Source organism: Streptomyces sp. RerS4 (assembly GCF_023515955.1).
Classification (GTDB): domain Bacteria; phylum Actinomycetota; class Actinomycetes; order Streptomycetales; family Streptomycetaceae; genus Streptomyces.
The window spans coordinates 13,760-37,729 of the sequence record NZ_CP097323.1 but is presented as its reverse complement, the minus strand read 5'-3'; the positions used below and the strand labels follow the sequence as shown (position 1 = coordinate 37,729).

Below are 23,970 nucleotides of genomic sequence, written 5' to 3'. Positions count from 1 at the left end.
TCCCGACGTACGCAGCTCTGAGGAGAAGTTGATCTCTCATGTCCAATGAGACCCAGCACAACGGACCGGCAGCGTCTTCGGATCCCGCCGCCTCCAAAGAACAGAAGATGGTCGAGTACCTGAAGTGGGTCACCACCGACCTGCAGAAGGCGCGCAAGCGGCTCGCCGAGCTGGAGGCCGGCACCGACGAGCCCGTCGCCATCGTTGGCATGGCCTGCCGCTTCCCGGGCGGGGTGACCTCCCCGGAGACCCTGTGGAAGCTCGTCATGGACGGGGCCGACGGGATCACCGACTGGCCCGAGGACCGAGGGTGGGACATCGACGCCCTCTACGACCCGGAGCGCGGCAAGCCCGGCAAGTCGTACACGAAGAAGGGCGGGTTCCTCGACGGGGCGGCCCTCTTCGACCCCGGCTTCTTCGGGATCTCGCCGCGCGAGGCCCTCGCCATGGACCCGCAGCAGCGCGTGCTGCTGGAGACCGCCTGGGAAACCTTCGAGCAGGCGGGCATCGACCCGACCGCGCTGCGCGGCACCCCCGTCGGGGTGTTCGCGGGCGTCGTGGAGCAGAGCTACCTGGGCCTGGAGGGCCCGGAGGAGCTTGAGGGCTACCTCATGACCAGCAAGCTCAGCGCGGTGGCCTCCGGCCGCATCGCCTACAGCTTCGGTTTCGAGGGTCCGGCCGTGTCCGTGGACACGGCGTGCTCCTCCTCGCTGGTGGCGCTGCACCTGGCCGTGCAGTCGGTGCGCAAGGGCGAGTCGACGATGGCGCTGGCGGGCGGTTCGACCGTCTCCGGCAACCCGAGCGGTTTCGTCGACTTCTCCCGGCAGAACGGTCTCGCCGAGGACGGCCGCATCAAGTCCTTCGCGGCGGCCGCCGACGGCACCGCCTGGTCGGAGGGCGTGGGCCTGCTCCTCGTCGAGAAGCTGTCGGACGCCCGGCGCAACGGCCACGAGGTCCTCGCGATCATCCGCGGCTCGGCCGTCAACCAGGACGGCGCGTCCAACGGTCTGACCGCCCCCAACGGCCCCTCCCAGGAGCGGGTCATCCACCAGGCGCTCGCCGGCGCCAAGCTGTTCGCCTCCGACGTGGACGTGGTCGAGGCGCACGGCACCGGTACGCGGCTCGGCGACCCGATCGAGGCGCAGGCGCTGCTGGCGACGTACGGGCAGAACCGTCCGGCCGACCAGCCGCTGTACCTGGGCTCGCTCAAGTCGAACATCGGGCACAGCGTCGCGGCGGCCGGCGCCGGCGGCGTCATCAAGATGATCATGGCGATGCGGCACGGCGTGCTGCCCAAGACGCTGAACATCGACGAGCCCACCCCCATGGTCGACTGGGACTCCGGCGCGGTCTCGCTGCTCACCGAGGCCCGCCCCTGGCCCTCGTACGGGCACCCGCGCCGGGCGGGCATCTCCGCCTTCGGCGTCAGCGGCACCAACGCGCACGTCATCCTGGAGGAGCCGCCGGCCCCCGAGGCCGTCGAGGCCCCCGAGGGCGAGGCCGACGCGGCCGCCGCTCCCGCGCACGTGCTGCCCGTCCTGCCGTGGGCGCTGTCGGCGAAGACCCCCGACGCGCTCGCCGACCAGGCGGCCCGGCTGCTCGCGCACGTCGAGGCCGACCCGGAGCGCTCGCCGCTGGACATCGCGTTCTCGCTGGCCACCGGACGCGCCGCGCTGGAGCAGCGCGCGGTGGTCGTCGGCGCGGACCGGGACGCCCTGCTGGCGAGCCTGCGCTCGCTGGCCGCCGGCGAGCCCGCGCCCGGCATCATCCGCGGCACGAAGGCGGGCGGTCACAACGCGTTCGTCTTCACCGGCCAGGGCGCCCAGCGCGCCGGGATGGGCGAGGACCTGTACGCGGCGTTCCCCGTGTACGCGCGGGCCTTCGACGCCGTCGCCGCCGAGCTGGACAAGCACCTGGACCGTCCGATCCGCGAGGTCATCGTCTCCGGCGAGGGCCTGGACGAGACGGCGTACACCCAGCCCGCCCTGTTCGCGGTCGAGGTGGCCCTCTACCGGCTGATCGAGTCCTGGGGCATCAAGCCCGACCACCTCGCCGGGCACTCCATCGGCGAGCTGACGGCCGCGCACATCGCCGGGGTCCTCGACCTCGCCGACACCGCGAAGCTCGTCGCGGCCCGCGCGCGGCTGATGCAGGAGCTGCCCAAGGGCGGCGCCATGATCTCCCTCCAGGCCACCGAGGAGGAGGTCCTCCCGCTGATCGTGGGCCTGGAGGACCGGCTCGCGATCGCCGCCGTCAACGGCCCGACCTCGGTCGTCGTCTCCGGTGACGAGGAGGCGGCCCTCTCGGTCGCCGCGAAGATCACCGAGCTGGGTCGCAAGACGAAGCGCCTGACCGTCTCGCACGCCTTCCACTCCCCGCACATGAACCCGATGCTGGAGGACTTCCGCAAGGTCGCCGCCGGCCTCACCTACAACAAGCCGCAGCTGCCGGTCATCTCCACCCTCACCGGCAAGCTCGCCACCGGTGACGACCTGCGCACCCCCGCCTACTGGGTCGACCAGGTCCGCGGCGCCGTCCGCTTCACCGACGCCGTCCGCACCATGGAGGGCTTCGGCGCCACCACCTTCACCGAGATCGGCCCGGACGCCGTCCTGTCGACCCTGGTGCTCGACACCCTCTCCGACGTGGCGGCCGTCCCGCTGCTGCGCCGGGGCCTGCCCGACTCGGAAACCCTCGTCGGCGCGCTGAGCCTGCTGCACGCCTCGGGCGTGGGCGTGCGTTGGGAGGGCTTCTACGCCGGTACCGGCGCCGCCCGCACCGACCTGCCGACGTACGCCTTCCAGCACGAGCGGTACTGGGTCGAGACCACCGGGATCGTCGCCGACGCCTCGGACCTCGGTCTGGAGTCCGCCGACCACCCGCTGCTCGGCGCCTCGGTGGCCATCGCCGGCGCCGACCAGGTGCTGTTCACCAGCCGGCTCTCGGTGCGCACCCACCCGTGGCTCGCCGACCACGTCGTCCTCGACCAGACGCTGGTGCCCGCCACCGCCCTGGTGGAGATGGCGATCCGCGCCGGCGACGAGCTGGGCCTCAACGTCCTGGACGACCTGTCGATCCTCGGCCCGCTGGCCCTGCCCGCCAAGGGCGGCGTCCACGTCCAGGTCAGCGTCGGCTCCTCCGACGGCTCCGGCCGCCGCGAGGTCGCCGTCTACTCGCGGCCCGACAACGCCGACGTGCCCTGGACCCTCAACGCCCGCGGCCACCTCAGCTTCCAGGGCGCCGACGAGCCGTTCGAGCTCGCCGAGTGGCCGCCCGCCGGCGCCGAGGTGGTCCCGCTGGACGACGCGTACGACAAGCTCGCCACGCAGGGCTACATCTACGGCCCCGTCTACAAGGGCCTCGACGCCGTCTGGAGCGTCGGCGCCTCCGAGGTGTACGCCGAGGTCAGCCTGCCCGACGGCGCGCGCACCAGCCCGGCCGGCTTCGGCCTGCACCCGGCCCTGCTGGAAGTCGCCCTGGCGGCCTCCTGCCTGGCCAGCTACGGCACCGTGCCCGAGGGCGCGGTGTGGATCTCCACCGACTGGAAGGGCGTACGCCTCCACGCGACGGGCGCTTCGCGGCTGCGCGTGAAGCTGACGGTCGACGCCGACGGCGGGCTGCGGGTGCTGCTCGCCGACCAGAGCGGGCAGCCCGTCGCGTCCGTCGACACGGTGGCCTGCCGCGCGATCGCCGTCGGCGAGGTCTCCAACGCCCTGGCCCGCAACCGGGACTCCCTCTTCCACGTCGACTGGGCCCCGTACCCGGTCGTCGCCGCCGGGGACACCGCGCACTGGGCGACCCTGGGCAAGGACGGCTTCGGCGACCGCCGCTTCACCGACGTGGCGCGCGTCGCGCGGGTCGTCGGCGCCGGCGAGCGCGTCGACGTGGTCCTGGCCCGCCAGGAGACCCCGCGCACCGGGGACGGCGCGGCCGACGTGCACACCGCCGCGCACGTGGCGCTGGAGCTCGTACAGGACTGGCTGGAGGACGAGCGGCTCACCGAGACCCGGCTCGTGGTCCTCACCAAGGGCGGCGTCGCCGTCGGCGACGAGGACGTCACCGACCTCGGCGCGGCCACCGTCTGGGGCCTGCTGCGCTCGGCGCAGTCGGAGAACCCCGGCCGGATCGTGCTCGTCGACCACGACCTGGACCTGGACGACCCGGCCACCGACCCGTTCGCGGTGCTCGCCCAGGTCGTGGCCTCGGACGAGCCGCAGGCGGCCGTCCGCGCGGGCCGGGTGCTGATCCCGCGCCTCGGCCGGATCTCCGACGCGGACACCGCGCCGACCGGCTCCTGGGACCCGGAGGGCACCGTCCTGATCACCGGTGGCACCGGCAGCCTGGGCGGCCTGTTCGCCCGGCACCTGGTCACCGAGCACGGCGTGCGCAACCTGCTGCTCACCAGCCGGCGCGGCCTGGCCGCCGACGGCGCGGGCGAGCTGGCCGCCGAACTCACGGCGCTGGGCGCCCGGGTGACGATAGCGGCCTGCGACGTCGCCGACCGCGACGCCCTCGCCGCCGTCCTCGCGGAGATCCCGGAGCAGTACCCGCTGCGCGGCGTCCTGCACACCGCCGGTGTCCTGGACGACGGCCTGATCGGTTCGCAGACCCCCGAGCGGCTCTCCGCGGTGCTGCGGCCCAAGGTCGACGCCTCGTGGAACCTGCACGAGCTGACCCGGGACATGGACCTGACGGCGTTCGTCCTGTTCTCCTCGATCGCGGCGGTCGTCGGCGGCCCCGGCCAGTCGACGTACTCGGCGGCCAACCACTACCTGGACGGCCTCGCCCAGCACCGCCGGGCCCACGGCAAGGCGGCGACCTCACTGGCCTGGGGCCTGTGGTCGCAGACCAGCGGCATGACCGGTCACCTGGACCAGGCCGACCTCCAGCGCATCGCCCGCAGCGGTTTCCGCCCGGTCGAGTCCGAGCAGGGTCCGGTCCTGTTGGACATCGCGCTGACGATCGGTCACGCGGCCCTGGTCGCCACCCCGATGGACCTGGCCACCCTGCGCGAGCAGGTGCAGGTGCCGGTGCTGCTGAGCAAGCTGGTGCGCACGCCGGTCCGCCGCACCGCGCAGAACACCCTGGCCAGTACGGAGACCCTCGCCGACCGGCTCGCCGCCCTGGAGCCGCACGAGCGCGAGGCCGCCGTCCTGGAGGTCGTCCTCGCGCAGGTCGCGGCGGTGCTCGGACACTCCGACACCTCCGGGATCACCGTCGACCAGGCCTTCTCGGCGCTCGGCTTCGACTCGCTGACCTCGGTCGAGCTGCGCAACCAGCTGGGCACCGCCACGGGTCTGAAGCTGCCGCCGACGCTGGTCTTCGACCACCCGACGCCGGTCGCGCTCGCCGCGTTCCTGTACGGGGAGGTCGCCGAGTCCGGCGGCCGCAGGGGCACCGACTTCGCGGCGGAGATCGTCCTCGCGGACGACATCCAGCCCGCGGCGGAGGTCGTCCTGACCGCCACCGACCCGAAGGAGATCCTGCTGACGGGAGCCAGCGGCTTCCTCGGCGCGTTCCTCCTGCGGGACCTGATGCGCACCACCACCGGTCACGTGCACGCCCTGGTCCGCGGCGAGGACGAGGCGAGCGCGCTGAAGCGCCTCAAGGCCAACGCCCAGTGGTACCGGGTGTGGGACGAGATCGACGAGGACCGCCTGACGGTCGTCCTCGGCGACCTGGCGGAGCCCCGCCTCGGCCTGACCGAGGAGGCGTTCGACGCCCTGGCCCGTACGGTCGACGTGGTCTACCACAACGGCGCCCGCGTGCACTGGCTGCACCCGTACGAGACCCTCAAGGCCTCGAACGTCACGGGCACCGAGGAGGTGCTGCGGCTCGCCGCGCGCCACCGGACGGTCCCGGTGCACTACGTCTCCACCGTCGGTGTCTTCGACGGGGTGCGCGAGCCCGGCGTCCCGCTGAAGGTCACCGACCCGACGGGCCCGGCGGAGAACCTGCCCAGCGGCTACCTGCGCTCCAAGTGGGTGGCCGAGCAGGTCATCGGCCTGGCCCGGGACCGGGGTCTGCCGGTGTCGATCTACCGCGTCGACGTGATCTCCGGCGACCAGGTCAACGGCGCCTGCCAGACCCGTGACTTCGTCTGGCTGACCCTCAAGGGCCTGGTGCAGTCCCGCAGCGTGCCCAAGGGCACCGAGGGCCGCTTCCACCTGCTGCCGGTCGACTACGTCAGCGCGGCCATCACCGGCATCTCGCGCCGGCCCAACACGGTCGGGCGTACCTTCCACCTCTTCAACCAGAGCTCGCTGTCGCTCAGCCGCTGCGCGGAGTTCCTGCGCGGCATCGGCTACGAGCTGGACGAGGTGGACCGGGACACCTGGGACGCCACGGTCAAGGCGGGCGACAACGCCCTGCTGCCGCTGCTGGACGCCTTCGAGATGATGACGTCGGATACGGACGGGTTCTACCCGCCGATCGACACCACCGAGACCGCCGCGGCGCTGGCGGGCACGGGGATCGAGATCCCCGTGCTGACGAAGGAGCTCTTCGAGCTGTACGTCGACTTCTTCGTCCAGGAAGGCCACTTCCCGGCGGCCCCGTGACGGGGGCCCGCCAACGGAAAGCCCCGCCGGCCTCGGGCCGGCGGGGCTTTCCCCTGTGCGCGTACGGGCTACGGGCCAGGGGCTACGGGAGCTGGATGCTCAGGCGGTGCGAGAAGACGTTCCTCGGGTCCCACTTGGCCTTGACCTGCTGCAGGCGCGGGTAGTTGCCCTTGAAGTACAGCTGGTGCCAGGGGGTGCCGGAGGTGTTGAAGGCCGGGTCGGCGATGTCGGCGTCGGCGTAGTTGATGTAGCAGCCGTCGTTGACGCCGCCGGTGCGCGGCACGCCGCCGGTGGAGGCGTACACGTCGGCGTAGGCCTCGCGGACCCAGCGCTGGTTCGGCTCGTCCTGGGTCGGGTCGGTCCACAGGGCGCAGTAGAGCATCTTGGCGACGGAGTCGCGCTGCGCGGTGGCGGTGTCGCCCGCGCCCACCTCGTTGATCTTGCCGCCGAAGCTGACGATGGCGGTCATGCCGTAGGGGCCCGCGTAGTCGTCGCGGGTCAGCTGGCGGTAGAGCGCCTTCAGCTGGTCCTGCGGCATCGTCTTGCGGACGTACGCCGCCTTGGACTTCCAGCGCGGGACGGCGGCCTCGACGAAGCCGGACCACTCGGTGACGGCGTAGAGCCACGGCGCCCGGTAGCGGTCGCCGACGTGGTAGCGCACGCCGGTGCCCTCGGAGACGGCGGCGAGGAAGCTGTCGAGCAGCCCCTCCGGGTCGGGGGCGCCGGCGTCGACCTGGGTGCTCATCCGGAAGTACCCGGCGGCCTTGTGCATGGCCTTGAACTGGCTGTACAGGAACCGGCCCGGGGAGTCGGGGGCCGAGTTCGCCTCGTGCCAGGCGGTGAAGTTGCGGGCGAGGCGGGTGAAGCTCGCCTCGTCCAGGTCGGCCCAGGACCAGCTGACGTCGGACAGCAGGACCTCGGAGGGCGCCTTGGGCAGGAGGCGCGAGGGGTCGTCGCCGGTGGCGCCGGGCGAGCGCAGCCAGTACCGGGTGACGACGCCGAAGTTGCCGCCGCCGGCGCCGGTGTGGGCCCACCACAGTTCACGGTTGGGGTCGTTCGCCTCGCGGGTGGCGACGACCTTGCGGGCGCGACCGCCGCGGTCCACGTGGACGACCTCGACGGCGTACAGGTGGTCGACGGTCAGGCCGCGGGAGCGCGACAGGGCGCCGTAGCCGCCGCCCTGGATGTGGCCGCCGGCGCCGACGGTGGGGCAGGTGCCGCCGGGCAGGACGACGCCCCAGCGCTTGTACAGGGTGCGGTAGACGGTGCCGAGGAGGGCGCCGGGCTCGACGGCGATGGCGCGGCGCTCGGCGTCGTAGGAGATGTCGTTCATGCCGGACATCTCGATGACGACCTTCACCTCGGAGTTCGTGGTGAAGTCCTCGTCGCAGTGGCCGCCGCTGCGCACGACGACCTTGAGGCCCTTGTCGACGGCCTCCTGCACGGCGCGCACGACCTGGTCGGCCGAGCTGACGATGCGCACGTAGTCGGGGGTGCCGACCCAGCGCTGATTGGAGCCCGATATGAGGCCCTTGTAGCGGGGATCGGCGGGGGTGACGGTGATCGGGGCGGCGACCGGACGGGCCGCGGCCTGGGCCGCCGCCTCCTCGGTGCCTTCGGTGACGGCCGCCTCGGCGGCGGTCGCCGTGGACACCACGCCGATCGCGGGCAGGGCCAGGGCCCCTCCGGTCAGCGCGGCGCCTTTCATGAGACCCCGACGGGACACATCGGACATGACCGCATACCTCCATGGGACGCGAAGAGAAGAGCTGGCAAAGCGAGGGCCGGGCCACCCGATCACAGCTCGGTCACCAGCCGTTCTCTGGCGGTCCTCGTCCGCTGATTACCTGCCGGTGGACCGCCGGCGGAGATCCGGAGTTACGTTCGGTCCGTCGAGGGTCTGTATGTGGATCGGCCCGGAGAAACGGTTCTGTCGACCGAGTTGAGGAGAGCGTTCGTGCGTAAGGTGCTCATTGCGAACCGCGGCGAGATCGCTGTCCGCGTTGCTCGGGCCTGCCGGGATGCCGGGATCGCGAGCGTAGCCGTCTACGCCGATCCGGACCGGGACGCCCTGCACGTCCGCGCGGCAGACGAAGCTTTCGCGTTGGGCGGTGACACCCCGGCGGCCAGCTACCTCGACATCTCCAAGGTCCTGCAGGCCGCCGCCGACTCCGGCGCGGACGCCATCCACCCCGGATACGGCTTCCTCTCGGAGAACGCCGACTTCGCCCAGGCCGTCATCGACGCCGGACTGACCTGGATCGGCCCCCCGCCCCAGGCCATCCGCGACCTCGGCGACAAGGTCGCCGCCCGCCACATCGCCCTGCGCGCCGGCGCCCCCCTCGTCGCCGGCACTCCCGACCCCGTCTCCGGAGCCGACGAGGTCGTCGCCTTCGCCCGCGAGCACGGCCTGCCCATCGCCATCAAGGCCGCCTTCGGCGGCGGCGGCCGCGGCCTGAAGGTCGCCCGCACCCTCGAAGAGGTCCCCGAGCTCTACGACTCCGCCGTCCGCGAGGCCGTCGCCGCCTTCGGCCGGGGCGAATGCTTCGTCGAGCAGTACCTCGACAAGCCCCGCCACGTCGAAACCCAGTGCCTCGCCGACTCCCACGGCAACGTCGTCGTCGTCTCCACCCGCGACTGCTCCCTCCAGCGCCGCCATCAAAAGCTGGTGGAGGAGGCGCCGGCGCCGTTCCTGACGGAAGCCCAGAACGCCGAGCTGTACGCCGCCTCCAAGGCGATCCTGAAGGAAGCCGGCTACGTCGGCGCCGGCACGGTCGAGTTCCTGGTCTCCGCGGATGGTCTGATCTCCTTCCTGGAGGTCAACACCCGCCTCCAGGTCGAACACCCCGTCACCGAAGAGGTCTCCGGCATCGACCTCGTCCGCGAGATGTTCCGCATCGCCGACGGCGAAGCACTCGGCTACGACGATCCCGCCCTGCGCGGCCACTCCATCGAGTTCCGCATCAACGGCGAAGACCCCGGCCGCGGCTTCCTGCCCGCCCCCGGCACCGTCACCACCTTCCAACCCCCGACCGGTCCGGGCGTCCGCCTCGACGCCGGCGTCGAATCCGGCAGCGTGATCGGCCCCGCCTGGGACTCCCTCCTCGCCAAGCTCATCGTCACCGGCGCCACCCGCGAACAGGCCCTCCAGCGCGCCTCCCGCGCCCTGGAGGAGTTCCGCGTCGAAGGCATGGCCACCGCCATCCCCTTCCACCGCGCCGTCGTCACCGACCCCGCCTTCGCCCCCACCGACGGCACCCCGTTCACCGTCCACACCCGCTGGATCGAGACCGAATTCGTCAACGACATCCCCGCCTTCGCGACGCCCGCCGCCGCCGAGGACGGCGAGGACGAGGAGTCCGGTCGCGAATCGCTGGTCGTGGAGGTCGGCGGTCGCCGCCTGGAGGTGACGCTCCCGTCGTCGCTGGGCGCGCTCGCCAAGGGTGTGCCGGCCGCCGGCGGCACGGTCACCAAGGCCAAGCGCCGCAACAAGAAGAACGTCAAGCTCGTCTCCGGCGACACCCTGGCGTCCCCGATGCAGGGAACCATCGTCAAGGTCGCCGTCGAGGAGGGCCAGCAGGTCAACGAGGGCGACCTCGTCGTCGTCCTGGAGGCCATGAAGATGGAGCAGCCGCTCAACGCGCACCGCTCCGGCACCATCGTCGGCCTGAACGCCGAGGTCGGCGCCTCCCTCACCTCCGGCGCCACCATCTGCGAGATCAAGGCCTGAGCGATGACCGAAACAGTCCTGCCGCCCGTGGGCGAGAAGGAAGTCCGCCGCGTCGATCACGTGATCATCCGTTTCGCGGGTGACTCGGGTGACGGCATGCAGCTGACGGGTGACCGTTTCACCTCGGAGACGGCGTCCTTCGGCAACGACCTTTCGACGCTGCCGAACTTCCCCGCCGAGATCCGCGCCCCCGCCGGGACCCTGCCGGGCGTGTCCTCGTTCCAGCTGCACTTCGCCGACCACGACATCCTCACCCCCGGCGACGCCCCGGACGTGCTGGTCGCGATGAACCCGGCGGCCCTGAAGGCCAACATCGCCGACGTCCCGCGCGGCGCGGAGATCATCGTCAACACGGACGAATTCACCAAGCGGCCGATGGCGAAGGTCGGGTACGAGACCTCCCCGCTGGAGGACGGTTCCTTGGACGCCTACCGCGTCCACGCGGTGCCGCTGACCACGCTGACGGTGGAGGCGCTCAAGGACTTCGACCTCTCGCGCAAGGAGGCCGAGCGCTCGAAGAACATGTTCGCGCTCGGGCTCCTGTCGTGGATGTACCACCGTCCGACGGAGGGCACGGAGAGCTTCCTGCGGCAGAAGTTCGCGAAGAAGCCCGACATCGCCGAGGCGAACATCGTCGCCTTCCGCGCCGGCTGGAACTTCGGCGAGACGACCGAGGACTTCGCCGTCTCCTACGAGGTCGCCCCGGCCACCCATGCCTTCCCCGCCGGCACCTACCGCAACATCTCCGGGAACCTGGCCCTGTCCTACGGTCTGATCGCGGCGGCCCGGCAGGCGGATCTGCCGCTGTACCTGGGCTCGTACCCGATCACCCCGGCCTCGGACATCCTGCACGAACTGTCGAAGCACAAGAACTTCGGCGTGCGGACCTTCCAGGCCGAGGACGAGATCGCCGGCATCGGCGCCGCCCTCGGGGCCGCCTTCGGCGGCGCGCTCGGCGTCACCACCACCTCTGGGCCCGGCGTGGCCCTGAAGTCCGAGACGATCGGCCTGGCCGTCTCCCTGGAGCTGCCGCTGCTGATCGTGGACATCCAGCGCGGTGGTCCGTCCACCGGTCTGCCCACCAAGACCGAGCAGGCCGACCTCCTCCAGGCCATGTACGGCCGCAACGGCGAGGCACCCGTCCCGATCGTCGCGCCGAAGACGGCGGCGGACTGTTTCGACGCCACGCTGGACGCGGCCCGTATCGCCCTGACCTACCGCACGCCCGTCTTCCTGCTCTCCGACGGCTACCTCGCGAACGGCTCCGAGCCGTGGAAGGTGCCGGAGCCGGCGGACCTGCCCGACCTGCGCACGCACTTCGCGTCCGGCCCGAACCACACGCTGGCCGACGGCACCGAGGTGTTCTGGCCCTACAAGCGGGACCCCGAGACCCTCGCCCGCCCCTGGGCGATCCCCGGCACCCCCGGCCTCGAACACCGCATCGGCGGCATCGAGAAGCAGGACGGCACCGGCAACATCTCGTACGACCCCGCCAACCACGAGTTCATGGTCCGCACCCGCCAGGCCAAGATCGACGGTATCCGGGTCCCCGACCTTGATGTGGACGACCCGGACGGGGCCCGCACGCTCGTCATCGGCTGGGGCTCCACGTACGGCCCCATCACCGCCGCCGTCCGCCGGCTGCGCTCACACGGCGTGGCCGTCGCCCGGGCCCACCTGCGCCACCTCAACCCCTTCCCCCACAACCTGGGCGAGGTGCTGGGGCGTTACGACACCGTGGTGCTGCCGGAGATGAACCTCGGGCAGCTCGCGGGCCTGCTGCGGGCGAAGTACCTGACGAACATCCATTCCGTCACCCAGGTCAACGGCATGCCCTTCAAGGCCGAGCAGCTGGCCGAGGCCATCCAGGAGGCCACCCGTGCCCAGTGAAGCCCTCTCCCTCGTCCCGAAGGCCGAGGCCAAGCAGTCGATGAAGGACTTCAAGTCGGACCAGGAGGTCCGCTGGTGTCCCGGCTGCGGTGACTACGCGGTACTGGCCGCCGTCCAGGGCTTCATGCCCGAACTCGGACTGGCCAAGGAGAACATCGTCTTCGTCTCCGGCATCGGCTGCTCCTCCCGCTTCCCGTACTACATGAACACCTACGGGATGCACTCCATCCACGGCCGCGCCCCCGCCATCGCCACCGGCCTCGCCACCTCCCGCCGCGACCTCTCCGTCTGGGTCGTCACCGGCGACGGCGACGCCCTCTCCATCGGCGGCAACCACCTCATCCACGCCCTACGCCGCAACGTCAACCTCAAGATCCTCCTCTTCAACAACAGGATCTACGGCCTCACCAAAGGCCAGTACTCCCCCACCTCCGAACTCGGCAAGATCACCAAATCCACCCCGATGGGCTCCCTCGACGCCCCCTTCAACCCCGTCTCCCTCGCCCTCGGCGCCGAGGCCTCCTTCGTCGCCCGCACCGTCGACTCCGACCGCAAACACCTCACCGACGTGCTCCGAGCCGCAGCCGACCACCAAGGCACGGCCCTCGTCGAGATCTACCAGAACTGCAACATCTTCAACGACGGCGCCTTCGAGATCCTCAAAGACAAGGACCAGGCACAGGAAGCCGTCATCCGCCTCGAACACGGGCAGCCGATCCGCTTCGGCACCGACGGAACCAAGGGCGTCGTCCGCGACCCGGCCACCGGCGACCTGGAAGTCGTCACCGTCACCGCCGAAAACGAGCACCGCATCCTGGTCCACGACGCCCACGCGACGGGCCCCACCACGGCGTTCGCCCTGTCCCGGCTCGCCGACGCCGACACCCTGCACCACACCCCCATCGGGGTCTTCCGCGACATCGAACGCCCGGTCTACGACACCCTCATGGCCGACCAGCTCGACGCCGCCGTCGAGCGGCAGGGCAAGGCGGACCTGGGCGCTCTCCTGACCGGCAACGACGCGTGGACCGTCGTCGGCGGGTGAGCCGGTGACGGGAGCCGGACCACCGCTCGCGGTCCGGCTCTCACACCGCGCGCAGCGCCCTGACGCCGGCGCGCGCGACGTCGCGTTCCGCCTGCCGGGCGGCGACGTCCCGCGCGTGGTCGCGGGTCAACCGCAGGGTGGCTTCGCTCTCGCGGCCGAGGGCCTCGCGCACGGAGCGGCGGGCCTCGGCGAGGTCGGCGTCGGGGCCGAAGGCGCGTTCCACCATGGCCTCGTCCAGCAGGACGTCGTGCCGGGAGACGACAGTGACCCCGTCGGGGTCGGGGAGGACCGACCACTCGCCGGTGTGCGCGGCGAGCAGCGGGGAGGGCCGGGTCTGCTTGTGGAGGATGCGGCCGGCCGCGGGGAAGCAGACGCGGACGGAGTCCGTGGTGTGGACGGAGCCGTCGGGGGTCAGCGTGTCGGTGGAGACCACCTGGATGCCGGGCCGGTCCTCGGCGACGTCGGCGCGCGCGATGTGCGGCACGCGGCCGGGCCACGCGCCCACCTCGTAGAGGAAGGCGTAGACGGGCTCGGCCGGGCCCTCGATCCGTGCGCTGTCCTCGAAGGAGAGGGTCAGCGCGTCGAGCCTGTTCCAGCGCTCGGCGAGTTCCCGGATGCGGGTGAGCGTGGCACGGGCGTCGGCCTCGGTCTCGACGCGGGTCTGGTGGACGTCGCCGGCGCGGTTGCCGGCGACGGTGACGTACTGCTCCAGGGTCAGCCGCGACCAGCCGGGGGCGAGCGCTTCGACGCTCCAGCTGCCGGCGGTCGAGGTGACGGGGGCGGTGGGGACCTCCTGGTGGAAGTCGACGCGCAGCCGCTCCGGGTCCAGCGTCCGGCGCCAGACGGACTGCCGGACGTTCCCGTCGGGGCCGGCCCACATGAAGTAGCGGTCGCGGATCCCGTCGAAGTCCAGTCGTTCGACGTGGACGGTGGCCGGTACGAGCAGCGGCCACCGGGTGGTGTCCGCCACCAGCCCGTACAGGACGCCGGCCGGCGCCGCCGCGTCCACCGCGAACGACATCCGGTGTACTCGCTCGACAGACATAGACACCCCTCTCAACGCTTGATGCAGAGCCTGTCCGCAACCGCCGGAAGGTCCCTGGACTTCCGGTCGAGTTCCGCGTTGACCAGGCGTAGGTAGCGGCGCGGGGTGTCGGCCTGCTCCAGGGCGTCCCCGTCGAGGAGGATGGCGAACCTTCGCTCGATCCAGCCGGTGGTCTGGAAGACGGAGAGACAGTCGTAGCCGAGCTCCACCCAGTACAGATCGAGGACGTCGTCGGTGAGGTCGACGCCCTCCTCCTCCGTGTCCCAGGCCCGCAGGATGCGGGTCAGGGTGGTGGGGTCGAGCCGGTCCATGGCTACCTCTCTCCTCGCACGCGGGCACGCGGACGCGTACCGGTGGTCCCGAGCCTGGCCGAGGTCGGTGGAGAGCGGCTGGAAGCGGTACGCGCCCGCGTCAGGCCGCGTAGAGGTCGAAGGTGGAGGTGCGGCGCGGTCCGGCGACGATGTCGAGGGCCGGGTCGACCCGCAGCATCGCCTGGTGGAGGCGCTGCAACTGCTGTGACGGCTCCACGCCCAGCTCGTCGATCAGGCGCGTGCGCAGCCGGCGGTAGACGTCCAGTGCGGTGGCCTGCCGGCCGGAACGGTACAGGGCGACCATGGCCTGCGAGTGGAGGCCTTCGTGCTGCGGGTGACGGGCGATCAGTTCGGTGAGCTCGGCGAGGAGTTCGGTGTGCCGGCCGAGGCGCAGATCGACGTCGATGCGCCGCTCGGTGGCCACGAGCCGGCTCTCGGCGAGCCGCAGGACCTCGATGTCGAGGATGGGCCCGACGCGTACGTCGACCAGGGCCGGACCCTGCCAGAGGCCGAGGGCCTTGCGCAGCAGGTCGGCCGCGCGCTCGTCGTCGCCGTCGTCGAAGGCGCTCTGGCCGCCGGCGACGAGGTTCTCGTACTCGTGGACGTCCACGGACTCCTGCGGGATCTGGAGCAGGTATCCGCCGTGCCGGGTGGCGAGCACGTCCTTGGCGCCGGCCGGTGACCCGGGGCCCATCGCGGTGCCGAGCCGGCGGCGCAGCTGAAGGATGTACGTCTGCAGGGTGGTGAGCGCGCTCTGGGGGAGGTCGGTCCCCCAGATCTCCTCCATGAGGGTCGGTACGGGCATCACCCGCCCCGGGTAGAGCGCGAGGAGCGCCAGGATCTGACGCGGTTTGCCTGCCGTAGGAACGATCGATGCCCCGTTGACCTCGGCACTCAACGGCCCCAGAACCTGAATCTTCACGGTCTCTCGTCTCCCCTCCGCATTTCGTCGAGCTACTCCCGGTTTTCAGTATTCGACGTGAGAACGATAAGGCCGCCCAGGGCAACATCACCGAAACCTCAAGCCGACGTCGAGTAGTCCTCCGAAACGCGGGAGCGCCGCGATCACGGAAACCGCTAGACTCCGCTTATCCTCGCTCACCCCCGCCTTCCAGCATCTTCATCCCAGCTGTCCCACTTCCGCTTACGCCCGCCCAAATCCCTTTCGGCAATTTCTTCGAGAATCCTGGAGCGCATTTACCGGACAGCTACCGGAAATGAGCGGGCGATTACCCGGCAATGAGTTCTCAACCCGGTTCTCAACCCACGCGGGCAAGCCGCTTGCGGGTCGATTCCGGGGTTTCCATGGGGTTTTCGGGACCGGTCATGAGGATGGAGCGCTGGAGCCGGCGCAGGGCCGCCGACGGCTCGATGCCGAGTTCGCGCACCAGGGTCGAGCGCAGCCGCTGGTAGACGCTCAGGGCTTCGCCGCGGCGGCCGGAGCGGTGCAGGGCGAGCATGAACTGGCCGTGGAGGTTCTCGTGGGTGCGGTAGCGGCTGGCCAGGACGGTCAGTTCGGCGAGGAGCTCGCGGTGCCGGCCCAGGCGCAGGTCGGCCTCGATGCGCTGATCGAGCGCGCACAGCCGGGTCTCCTCCAGCCGGCGCGTCTCCATGTCCAGCTGTACGCCGCCCTGCACATCGGCGAACGCCGGCCCCGACCACAACGCCAACGCCTCCCGCAACAGACGCGCCGCGTTCGGGAAGTCCCCCGCGTCCATCGCCCGGTAGCCCATCCCGGCCAGCCGGTCGAATTCACGGACATCACTCGTTCCGCCGTCACTGCTCAGCATGTACCCGCCGGGCAGCGTGACGAGCACGTCCTTGGGCGTGCGGCTCCCGTCGCCGCCCTCCAGGGCGGTCGCGATGAGCGCGCGCAGCTGGAGTACGTACGTCTGCAGGGTCGTACGGGCGCTGCGCGGCGGCTCCTCTCCCCACAGCTCCTCGATCAGGGCGGCCACGGGGACCACCTGGTCCGCGTGCAGTGCGAGCAGTGCCAGCACCTGACGGGGCTTGGCGGCCGTCGGCGTGATGGAGGTCCCGTTCTCCCGCACGGCCAGTGCGCCCAGTACATCGATGTCCACGCCGTACTCCCCTACTTCGTCCGTGGATGAGCCCTTGAACTTCACCGGAATGAGCAAAAAACAGGAGCTCCGGTTTGTCAATACCAAACCGCTTGCGCCGTTTCCTTCCGCCCAAGTCTCCTCACGCCCCGTCAAACCGCTGCTGACCTGCGGCTCCAATGGTCAAGAGACCCTCGGAACCTGCTTCCGACGCCCTACAGAACAACAAAAAAACCCCTCGGGACCGGGTCCCGAGGGGTGCTGCGAGGGAGAGAACCGACCAGCTGGTCGTCTCAGTCGGCGGCGCCGACGGGTAGGGGCGAGCCCCCCGCGCGGGAGCCGTCGGCGACCAGTTCCCCGAGCGATCCGCGCGCGGCGATCCGCGGCAGCATCAGCGTCCAGTAGCGGGTGAGGGACGACTGCGCGAACCAACCCTGTTCGGCGGCCCCGAGCACCTCGAAGCCGACGATGGCCGCGACGACGGCGGCCGCGGCGTCGTCCGGTGACACCCCGTCGGCGAGCCGGCCCTCCTGGTCGGCGGCGCGGAACATGGCCTCGACCCAGCGCCGCCACTGCCGTCGCAGGTCGAAGCCGTCACCGCCGTCGTGGTCGGCGCGCGCGCTCGCGGTGGCGCACAGCCCGAACCCGGCGCTGACGACGGGGTCGTGGGCGAGCAGCGCCATCAGGTCGTGCGTGGAGTCGACGAGCACCTGGAGCGCGTTCCCGCCGGACAGCCGGGACACCGTGATCACCCGCACGGCCTCGGAGGCCCGCACCAACACAGCCTCGGCGAGGGCCGCCTTGTTCCCGAAGTGGAAGTGCAGCCCCCCGGCACTGACGCCGGCGCGTTTGCTGATGGCCGCGATCGACGCCGTGACGAACCCCTCTTCGGTGAACACCTCGGCGGCGGCCCGGACCAGACTCTCGCGCGTGCGGGCGGCACGTTCCTGCTTGACCATACGATCTCCACAAACCGGACACGGTTCGCCCGGTGCCGACGAAGTTCCCCTTCATGATCACTCTCACGACCGGAGCACCACTGGACCGACACCGGAGTACGGCTCGACAATCACATGGACACACGTACGGTCGCGAAGACTTACTAACAAACCGATTGCGCTGTTTCTGGAAACCCGTCAAATCGCCCTCAGGCAAGGCGTGAACAGGTCATGAACAAGTCGTCCCGCACCTCCGACCGACGGCCCGACGGGCCCCGCCGGTGCGGCCGGCCTGCCGGCCTGCCCGAGGACCCGGACGGCGCGTTCGCCCTTCTCAGGCCGTGCGGCGGCCCCCGCAGCCCATCTGGAGCATCGCTCCGGACGGGTTCGAGATCCCCGCAGAGGCCCTCGGAAGGGCCGAATCCCGCCAAAGGGCGAGGACCAGCAAAAACGGCGCGGCCGAGGTTGTCCGGAATGGTTTCGTCCGGTTTTCTCCATGCCGAGGTATGGACAACCCCTGGATAAAAAACCGGTTGGTATATATTTTTCACAGCAGCCACACCGATATCTCGCCAGCGCTGTCTAGGGGGAACAATGAGTGCGAGCACGTTTCAAGTCGAGCGCGCGGTGGCCGACGACGGGCCGCCCTGGCAGGGCGCGGCCCACTACCTCAAAGCGCCGCACGGCCACCGTTACCCGTCCCTGACCGCCACCGTTCCCAAGGAATTAGTGCACCGCGCCTCGGTCGCCGAAGTACTGCTCACCGACTGGAACCGCATCGACGAAACCCACTTCACGGTCACCGCGCAGTGGCCGCGGAGCCACAGCTTCTACACGCCGATAGCCGGCGGATACCACGATCCGCTCATCTGTGGCGAGACCGTCCGACAAATCGGCAGCCTGTTGGCCCACGCCGAGTACGGTGTTCCGTTCGGCCACGCCTTCCTGTGGTGGGACATGTCCCTGACGGTCGACCCGGAGCACCTCCAGGTCCGTCCCACCCCGGCCGCCCTGGACATCGACGTGCACTGCACCGACGTCAGGAGGCGCGGGCGCAGCCTGGCCGCGCTCACCTACGAGACGGTCGTCCGCCGCGAGGGACACGTCGTGGCGCGCGGCCGGCTCTCCTACACCTGTGCCAGCCCCGCCGTGTACCGACGGCTGCGCCCGGAGCACACGTTGGAGGCGGACCACCGCCCGCTGCCGTTGACCGCTCCGGTGGCCCCGCAGAGCGTGGGACGCCTGTCCCCCACCGATGTCGTCCTGTCCCCCCTGGGTGAACCCAACCGCTGGCAGCTGCGGGTGGACACCCTTCATCCCGTCCTCTTCGACCACCCCGTCGACCACGTGCCGGGCATGACCCTGCTGGAGGCCGCCCGCCAGGCGGCGGCCGCCGCGCTCGGCCGTTCCTCCCTCCTGCCCATCGGTATCGACAGCGACTTCAAGCGGTACGCCGAACTGGACGTGCCCTGCGTGATCGAGGCGCGGGTCCTGTCCCGGGCCGAGTCCGGCACCTACGACACCGTGTACGTCACGGGGCGACAGGACGGCGAGTTCGTCTTCGGCTCCACCGTCACGGCCGCCCCGCAGGGTGTCTGAAACGCTGACGACCTCACAGCGGCATGAACGCCGCCAGGTGGTCCCGGGCCCAGTCCTCGAACGATCCGGCCGGTCTTCCCGTCACCTCCCGGACCGTGGGCTCGACCCGGACCTTCGCGCCGTCGCGCTGCCGTTCGGCGCTGCGCGACAGCGCGTCCACCACCGCCGCCGGGTAGCGCTCGCCCCACCGGGCGCGTGCCTGGTCCGGCTCGACCTCCTCGTAGCGCAACGGACGGCCCAGCAGCTCGGACAGCTGGGCCGTCTGCTCGATCGCCGTGACCGCCCGCGGGCCGGTCAGCGTGTACGCCCGGCCGGCGTGCCCCGCCTCGGTGAGCGCGCGTACCGCCACCTCGGCGATGTCGCGCGGGTCGACGCACGCGTTGGACGAGGCCCCGTACAGGGTCCGTACCACTCCCTCGGAGCGGATGGAGCCCGCCCACGACAGGGTGTTGGACATGAAGGACCGCGGGCGCAGCAGGGTCCACTCCATGCCCGAGTCGCGCAGGAGTCGCTCGTTCTCCCGCTGCCAACGGGTGATCAGGTCGTTCGCCCGGTCGTCCTCGACGGCCGCGGCCGAAAGCTTCACCACGTGCCGGACCCCGGCCCGCCGGGCGGCCCGGAGGAACACCTCGTCGTCGTCCCCTCCCACGCGCGCCGTCACCAGGAACACGCCGCGCACACCCGCCAGGGCCCGGTCGAGCGAGTCCGGATCGCCGTAGTCCCCGTGGACCACCTCGACCCCCGCCGGCGCTCCCACCTTGCGCGGGTCCCTCGCCATGACCCGGACCGCGTGATCCGCGCCGAGCCCGCGCAGCACCTGCCCGCCGACCGTTCCGGTCGCCCCTGTCACGAGAATCATCGTCCGTCCTTCCGACGTCACGGTCCGCCTCACCGACTCAAGGGATTGGCGTAGCAGTTACCCGCTGTAAGATACGTACGGGACGGACGGTTTGCATCTCGCATCCGGCGGCCCGGGAAAATCTGGAGGAAGGAGGCAAAATGGCTGAGCAGGTCCGAGCCATCCGTACGCGCGGGGCGATCCTGTCCGCGGCGGCAAAGATCTTCGAGGAGCGGGGCTATCAAGCCGCCACCATCTCCGAGATCCTCACCACGGCAGGGGTGACCAAGGGAGCCCTGTACTTCCACTTCCAGTCCAAGGAAGACCTGGCCCAGGGGGTCCTCAGCGCCCAGGACCAGAGCCTCGTTCTCCCGGAGCGGCCGTCCAAGGTGCAGGAGATCGTGGACATCGTCATGCTCCACACCTACCGCCTGCAGACGGACGCGATGGTCCGTGCGGCGGTCCGGCTGACCATGGACCAGCGGGCGCACGGACTCGACCGCAGCGGCCCGTTCCGCAGCTGGGCGGTCCCCGTCCTGGACCGTCTCGAACGGGCGCAGGCGCAGGGCGAGTTGCTCCCCCACGTGCTCCCGCACGAGACCGCCGACGTCATCGTGGGCTCCTACGCGGGCATCCAGTCGATGTCGCAGGCCCTCACCGACTACCAGGATCTCGTGGCCCGGGTCACCGCCCTCCTGCGTCACCTGCTGCCGAGCATCGTGGTTCCCTCGGTCCTCGCCTCCCTCCAGCTCGCCGAGTCCCGAGCCTTCGACCTCTTCGAGGAGGCCTCGTCGGCCCTCTACGCCCGGGAGACGTCCGGCGCCTTCGGCTGAGCCGAGTCCCCGCCGGGAAGCGACGATCCCCTCACCACCTCGGGCGAGGCGATCGTCACTCCCGGCCGGGCGGCCGGGGAACCGGTCAGGACCCGACGTCCACCGCCCTCTTCCGCGGGAAGCACCACGACAGCGCCTCCCCGAGCCCGCCGTCTTCCCCCGCCGCCCAGGCCACGTAGCCGTCCGGCCGCACCAGCAGGGCCTCGCACGGCACCTCGGGCGTCTCCAGGGCGTGGACCACGCGCACGGTGTCGCCCCAGGGCCGCGCCCGCGCCTCGTGGCGACGGCCCTTCTCGCCGAGCAGCAGCAACAACGGCCGCCCCTCCCGCAACAGGGCGATCACATCGGTGCCGCCCTCCGCCGTGGTGAGCGGGGTGTTCGTCAGGAACCGCCCCTCCCACGGCGACGGCTCCCGCGTGGCCCCCACCCCCAGCGGGGGCAGCACCGTTCCCTGCGCGCTGATCATGTCGGCCAGCCGTCCGGTGGCCCGGTCCGCCGCGACCAGGTCGGCGACCACGGCGCGCAGCGCGTCGACGTCCGTCCCGGGCCGCATCAGGGCGAGTTGGGCGCGCGTGTTGTCGACGACCTCGCGGGCCGCCGGCCGCCGCTCCCGGTCGTAGGTGTCGAGCAGGTCCTCGCCCGCCGCGCCGCGCACCGTGAGCGCCAGCTTCCACCCGAGGTTGAGCGCGTCCAGCACTCCCGTACTCAGGCCCTGGCCGCCGATGGGGAAGTGGACGTGCGCCGCGTCCCCGACGAGCAGGACGCGCCCCTCGCGGAAGGTCCGGGCGAGCCGGGTGAAGTCGCTGAACCTGCTGATCCAGCGCGTCTCGTCCATCTCGATGTCACGGCCGGCGATCCGGGACACCTCGCGGCGGAACTCCTCCGGCGTGGGCTCCCGGTCCCGGTCCTGGTACGCGCCCGCGCAGTCGAGCGTACGGATGTGGGTGTAGCCGTCGGGCGTGCGCTTGGAGACGGTCCAACCGCGCGGCGTACGCCGCCAGCCCGGCTCCAGCGCGTCCGGATCGCGCAGCCTCGCGATGCCCGTGAGCGCGTACACCGTGGGCGGCGCGCTGTCGGCCTCGATGCCCGCCTGCCGGCGGACCGTACCGCGGGCTCCGTCGGCGCCGACGAGGTAGGAGGCGAAGCACGTCACCGGCCCGTGCGGGCCCCGCGCCTCGATCCGCACGCCGTCCCCGTCCTCGGCGATCGCGCTCACCCGGTGCTCGCGCAGCACACGCGCGCCCGCCGCCCGTGCCCGCGCCTCGAACAAACGCTCCAGCTCCGCCTGCGGGCACTTCAGGATCGGTTCCGGTTCGGTTCCCGGCGCGGTGATGACGAGTCCGGGGACACCCCCGAAGTGGAAGTCCGCGGACCCTCCGGCACGCCCCGCCCGCTCGGGCAGATGCCCCCGCCGGGCCAGGCTCTGCACCGCCCTGGCGTGCAGCGTGGTCGCCTTGGGCCGCTCGGAGACCCGGCCCCGCGCCTCCAGCACCACCGTGTCGACCCCGTACCCGGCCAACTCGGCCGCGACCAACATGCCGACCGGCCCCCCGCCGACGACCACCACCTGAGCCCGCATCATGTTCCTCCCCGTGGACCGGCGGAGAAATATACCGGACGGCCCGTTCGTACCCCAGGACCGACCGACCCATCCTCTAGGCCGTGTCTTGTGGATCATGCCGGGCTCGCGGCGCCCCCTGATCCGGCCTGACCCACAAGACACGACCTAGGCTGAGGCCATGATCGACTCAACCCCCCGTCTGGTCCCGGTGACCCCGGAGAACGTCGACGCGCTGTGCGCCCTGCGGACACACCCGCATCAGGAGCACCTCGTATCGCCCGTCGTGAAGTCGCTCGCCGAGGCCTACGCCCACGGCGCGACCGCCTGGCCACGCGCCGTCGTGGACGGCGACGAGGTGGTCGGCTTCGTCATGGCCTTCCTCGACATCGTCTGGAACCCGGCCGTCGACCCGGAAGGCCGCCGCTCCGGCCTGTGGCGCCTCACCATCTCCGCCGACCACCAGGGAAAGGGCTACGGCCGGTTCGCCGTACGGGGCGTCCTGGACGAACTGCGCCGGCGCGGCACGACGAAGGCCTACGTCACCTTCCACCCGGGCGAGGGCACCCCCGAACCCTTCTACCTCGGGCTGGGCTTCCGCCTCACCGACGAACTCAGCGGCGACCAGCGCGTCGCCGTCCTCGACCTCGACGACGGCGACCTCGACCGCGACCTCGACCTCGATTAGCGCGCGCCGCTACCCCTCCGACAGCGTGTGTTTGACCAGCGCGTTGGCGTGGCCGTGCCCGAGGCCGTGCTCGGTCTTGAGCCAGGCGACCAGCTCCATGTGCCGGCCCAGCGCGGAGGCACGGATCAGGTCCTGCCACTCCGCGATCGGACGGCCGTACTTCTTCTCGATGGAAGGGAAGTAGCTCGCGGGGCCCTTCACCGGCTCGCTCATGTCGCGCTCCTGTCCGTGGACGCCGCCTCGGTGGCCGCGTCTCGCTCATGTAGACCGGCCCCCCACCCGAAACTCATCGCTCCCGCCGCGATAGATCCCGGGTGCGCACCGCCGGAACCGGCATTAGGGTCGACTCCCGTGGAACCGCTCAACGAGAAACAGATCCGCTCATCCTTCGTGAACTGCACCAAGGGCGAGGCGGCCCGCCTGCGACTGCCGCTCGACTTCGCCGAACTGCCCTGGCCGGACCTCGACTTCCTGGGCTGGGTCGATCCCGGCGCCCCGCTGCGGGCCCACCTCGTCCTGCCCCGCCCCGACGGCCCCCTCGGCATCTCGCTGCGCGTCCCCGCCGTCGGCCGCACCAGCGCGGTGAAGTCCAGCCTGTGCCAGATCTGCCTGACCGGGCACGCCTCCTCCGGCGTCACCCTGCTCGCCGCGCCCCTGGCGGGCGTGCGCGGCCGCGAGGGCAACACGGTCGGCACGTACATCTGCGCCGACCTCGCCTGCTCCCTCTACGTGCGCGGCAAGCGGCAGCCCAAGCTGCGCACCGCCCGCTACGAGGAGTCCCTCACCCTGGACGAGCGCCTCGCACGCATGTGGGACAACCTGGACTCCTTCGCGGCGAAGATCACCACGGTCTGACCGGCTTCAGGCCCACTTCA

General features: G+C 71.3%; 17 protein-coding genes. 8 read left to right on the top strand and 9 right to left on the bottom strand.

What is annotated here, in order from left to right:
* Window positions 1–38: 38 nt before the first annotated feature.
* On the top strand, window positions 39–6,560 hold the full coding sequence (locus M4D82_RS33120) for a type I polyketide synthase (RefSeq protein ID WP_249772528.1): 6,522 nt from the start codon (window positions 39–41) through the stop codon (window positions 6,558–6,560).
* 82 nt (window positions 6,561–6,642) lie between these two features.
* Here M4D82_RS33120 and M4D82_RS33115 read toward each other — a convergent pair whose 3' ends face one another.
* Complete coding sequence (locus tag M4D82_RS33115; RefSeq protein WP_249772526.1) at window positions 6,643–8,295, bottom strand: FAD-binding oxidoreductase; 1,653 nt, start codon at window positions 8,293–8,295, stop codon at window positions 6,643–6,645.
* A gap of 222 nt (window positions 8,296–8,517) precedes the next feature.
* Here M4D82_RS33115 and M4D82_RS33110 point away from each other — a divergent pair, with 222 nt between their 5' ends.
* From M4D82_RS33110 to M4D82_RS33100, 3 genes are read left to right on the top strand one after another with little or no spacing between them, the layout of a single operon-like run.
* A complete protein-coding gene (locus M4D82_RS33110) occupies window positions 8,518–10,290 on the top strand; it encodes an acetyl/propionyl/methylcrotonyl-CoA carboxylase subunit alpha (RefSeq protein WP_249772524.1) in 1,773 nt (590 codons plus the stop codon).
* Window positions 10,291–10,293: 3 nt separating this feature from the next.
* Window positions 10,294–12,180 (top strand): 2-oxoacid:acceptor oxidoreductase subunit alpha, encoded by a 1,887-nt coding sequence (locus tag M4D82_RS33105; protein ID WP_249772522.1) that lies wholly within the window; start codon window positions 10,294–10,296, stop codon window positions 12,178–12,180.
* 40 nt (window positions 12,181–12,220) lie between these two features.
* Entirely contained in the window at window positions 12,221–13,225 is a 1,005-nt protein-coding gene (locus M4D82_RS33100; protein WP_249772835.1) for a 2-oxoacid:ferredoxin oxidoreductase subunit beta, read from the top strand.
* A 40-nt stretch (window positions 13,226–13,265) separates the two neighbouring features.
* Here M4D82_RS33100 and M4D82_RS33095 read toward each other — a convergent pair whose 3' ends face one another.
* The 5 genes from M4D82_RS33095 to M4D82_RS33075 form a co-directional block, all read right to left on the bottom strand.
* Window positions 13,266–14,270, bottom strand: a complete 1,005-nt coding sequence (locus M4D82_RS33095; RefSeq protein ID WP_249772520.1) for an aromatase/cyclase — start codon at window positions 14,268–14,270, stop codon at window positions 13,266–13,268.
* 11 nt (window positions 14,271–14,281) lie between these two features.
* Entirely contained in the window at window positions 14,282–14,581 is a 300-nt protein-coding gene (locus M4D82_RS33090) for an actinorhodin polyketide synthase (RefSeq protein ID WP_249772518.1), read from the bottom strand.
* 100 nt (window positions 14,582–14,681) lie between these two features.
* The gene (locus M4D82_RS33085; protein ID WP_249772516.1) at window positions 14,682–15,503 is read right to left on the bottom strand and encodes an AfsR/SARP family transcriptional regulator; all 822 of its coding nucleotides are present in this window, start codon (window positions 15,501–15,503) and stop codon (window positions 14,682–14,684) included.
* A 337-nt stretch (window positions 15,504–15,840) separates the two neighbouring features.
* On the bottom strand, window positions 15,841–16,662 hold the full coding sequence (locus M4D82_RS33080; RefSeq protein WP_249772514.1) for an AfsR/SARP family transcriptional regulator: 822 nt from the start codon (window positions 16,660–16,662) through the stop codon (window positions 15,841–15,843).
* Window positions 16,663–16,934: 272 nt separating this feature from the next.
* Window positions 16,935–17,600, bottom strand: coding sequence for a ScbR family autoregulator-binding transcription factor (locus M4D82_RS33075; RefSeq protein WP_249772512.1), 666 nt, complete (start codon window positions 17,598–17,600; stop codon window positions 16,935–16,937).
* Between the two features lie 573 nt (window positions 17,601–18,173).
* On the opposite strand from M4D82_RS33075, the gene M4D82_RS33070 reads away from it, so the two are divergent.
* Entirely contained in the window at window positions 18,174–19,178 is a 1,005-nt protein-coding gene (locus M4D82_RS33070) for a ScbA/BarX family gamma-butyrolactone biosynthesis protein (protein ID WP_249772510.1), read from the top strand.
* Between the two features lie 13 nt (window positions 19,179–19,191).
* Here M4D82_RS33070 and M4D82_RS33065 read toward each other — a convergent pair whose 3' ends face one another.
* Window positions 19,192–20,037 (bottom strand): SDR family oxidoreductase, encoded by an 846-nt coding sequence (locus tag M4D82_RS33065; protein WP_249772508.1) that lies wholly within the window; start codon window positions 20,035–20,037, stop codon window positions 19,192–19,194.
* 140 nt (window positions 20,038–20,177) lie between these two features.
* Between M4D82_RS33065 and M4D82_RS33060 the strand changes: the two genes are divergently transcribed.
* Window positions 20,178–20,849 carry a ScbR family autoregulator-binding transcription factor gene (locus M4D82_RS33060; RefSeq protein ID WP_249772506.1) on the top strand — a complete coding sequence of 224 codons (672 nt, stop codon included), beginning with the start codon at window positions 20,178–20,180 and terminating at the stop codon, window positions 20,847–20,849.
* 85 nt (window positions 20,850–20,934) lie between these two features.
* Here the strand turns inward: M4D82_RS33060 and M4D82_RS33055 are convergent, their stop codons facing one another.
* Entirely contained in the window at window positions 20,935–22,431 is a 1,497-nt protein-coding gene (locus M4D82_RS33055; protein ID WP_249772504.1) for an FAD-dependent monooxygenase, read from the bottom strand.
* A gap of 157 nt (window positions 22,432–22,588) precedes the next feature.
* On the opposite strand from M4D82_RS33055, the gene M4D82_RS33050 reads away from it, so the two are divergent.
* Window positions 22,589–23,095 carry a GNAT family N-acetyltransferase gene (locus tag M4D82_RS33050; protein WP_249772502.1) on the top strand — a complete coding sequence of 169 codons (507 nt, stop codon included), beginning with the start codon at window positions 22,589–22,591 and terminating at the stop codon, window positions 23,093–23,095.
* Between the two features lie 9 nt (window positions 23,096–23,104).
* On the opposite strand, the gene M4D82_RS33045 is transcribed toward M4D82_RS33050, so the two are convergent.
* Window positions 23,105–23,308 carry a DUF4287 domain-containing protein gene (locus M4D82_RS33045; RefSeq protein WP_249772500.1) on the bottom strand — a complete coding sequence of 68 codons (204 nt, stop codon included), beginning with the start codon at window positions 23,306–23,308 and terminating at the stop codon, window positions 23,105–23,107.
* 138 nt (window positions 23,309–23,446) lie between these two features.
* Here M4D82_RS33045 and M4D82_RS33040 point away from each other — a divergent pair, with 138 nt between their 5' ends.
* A complete protein-coding gene (locus M4D82_RS33040; RefSeq protein WP_249772498.1) occupies window positions 23,447–23,950 on the top strand; it encodes an FBP domain-containing protein in 504 nt (167 codons plus the stop codon).
* The last annotated feature ends 20 nt before the right edge of the window (window positions 23,951–23,970 follow it).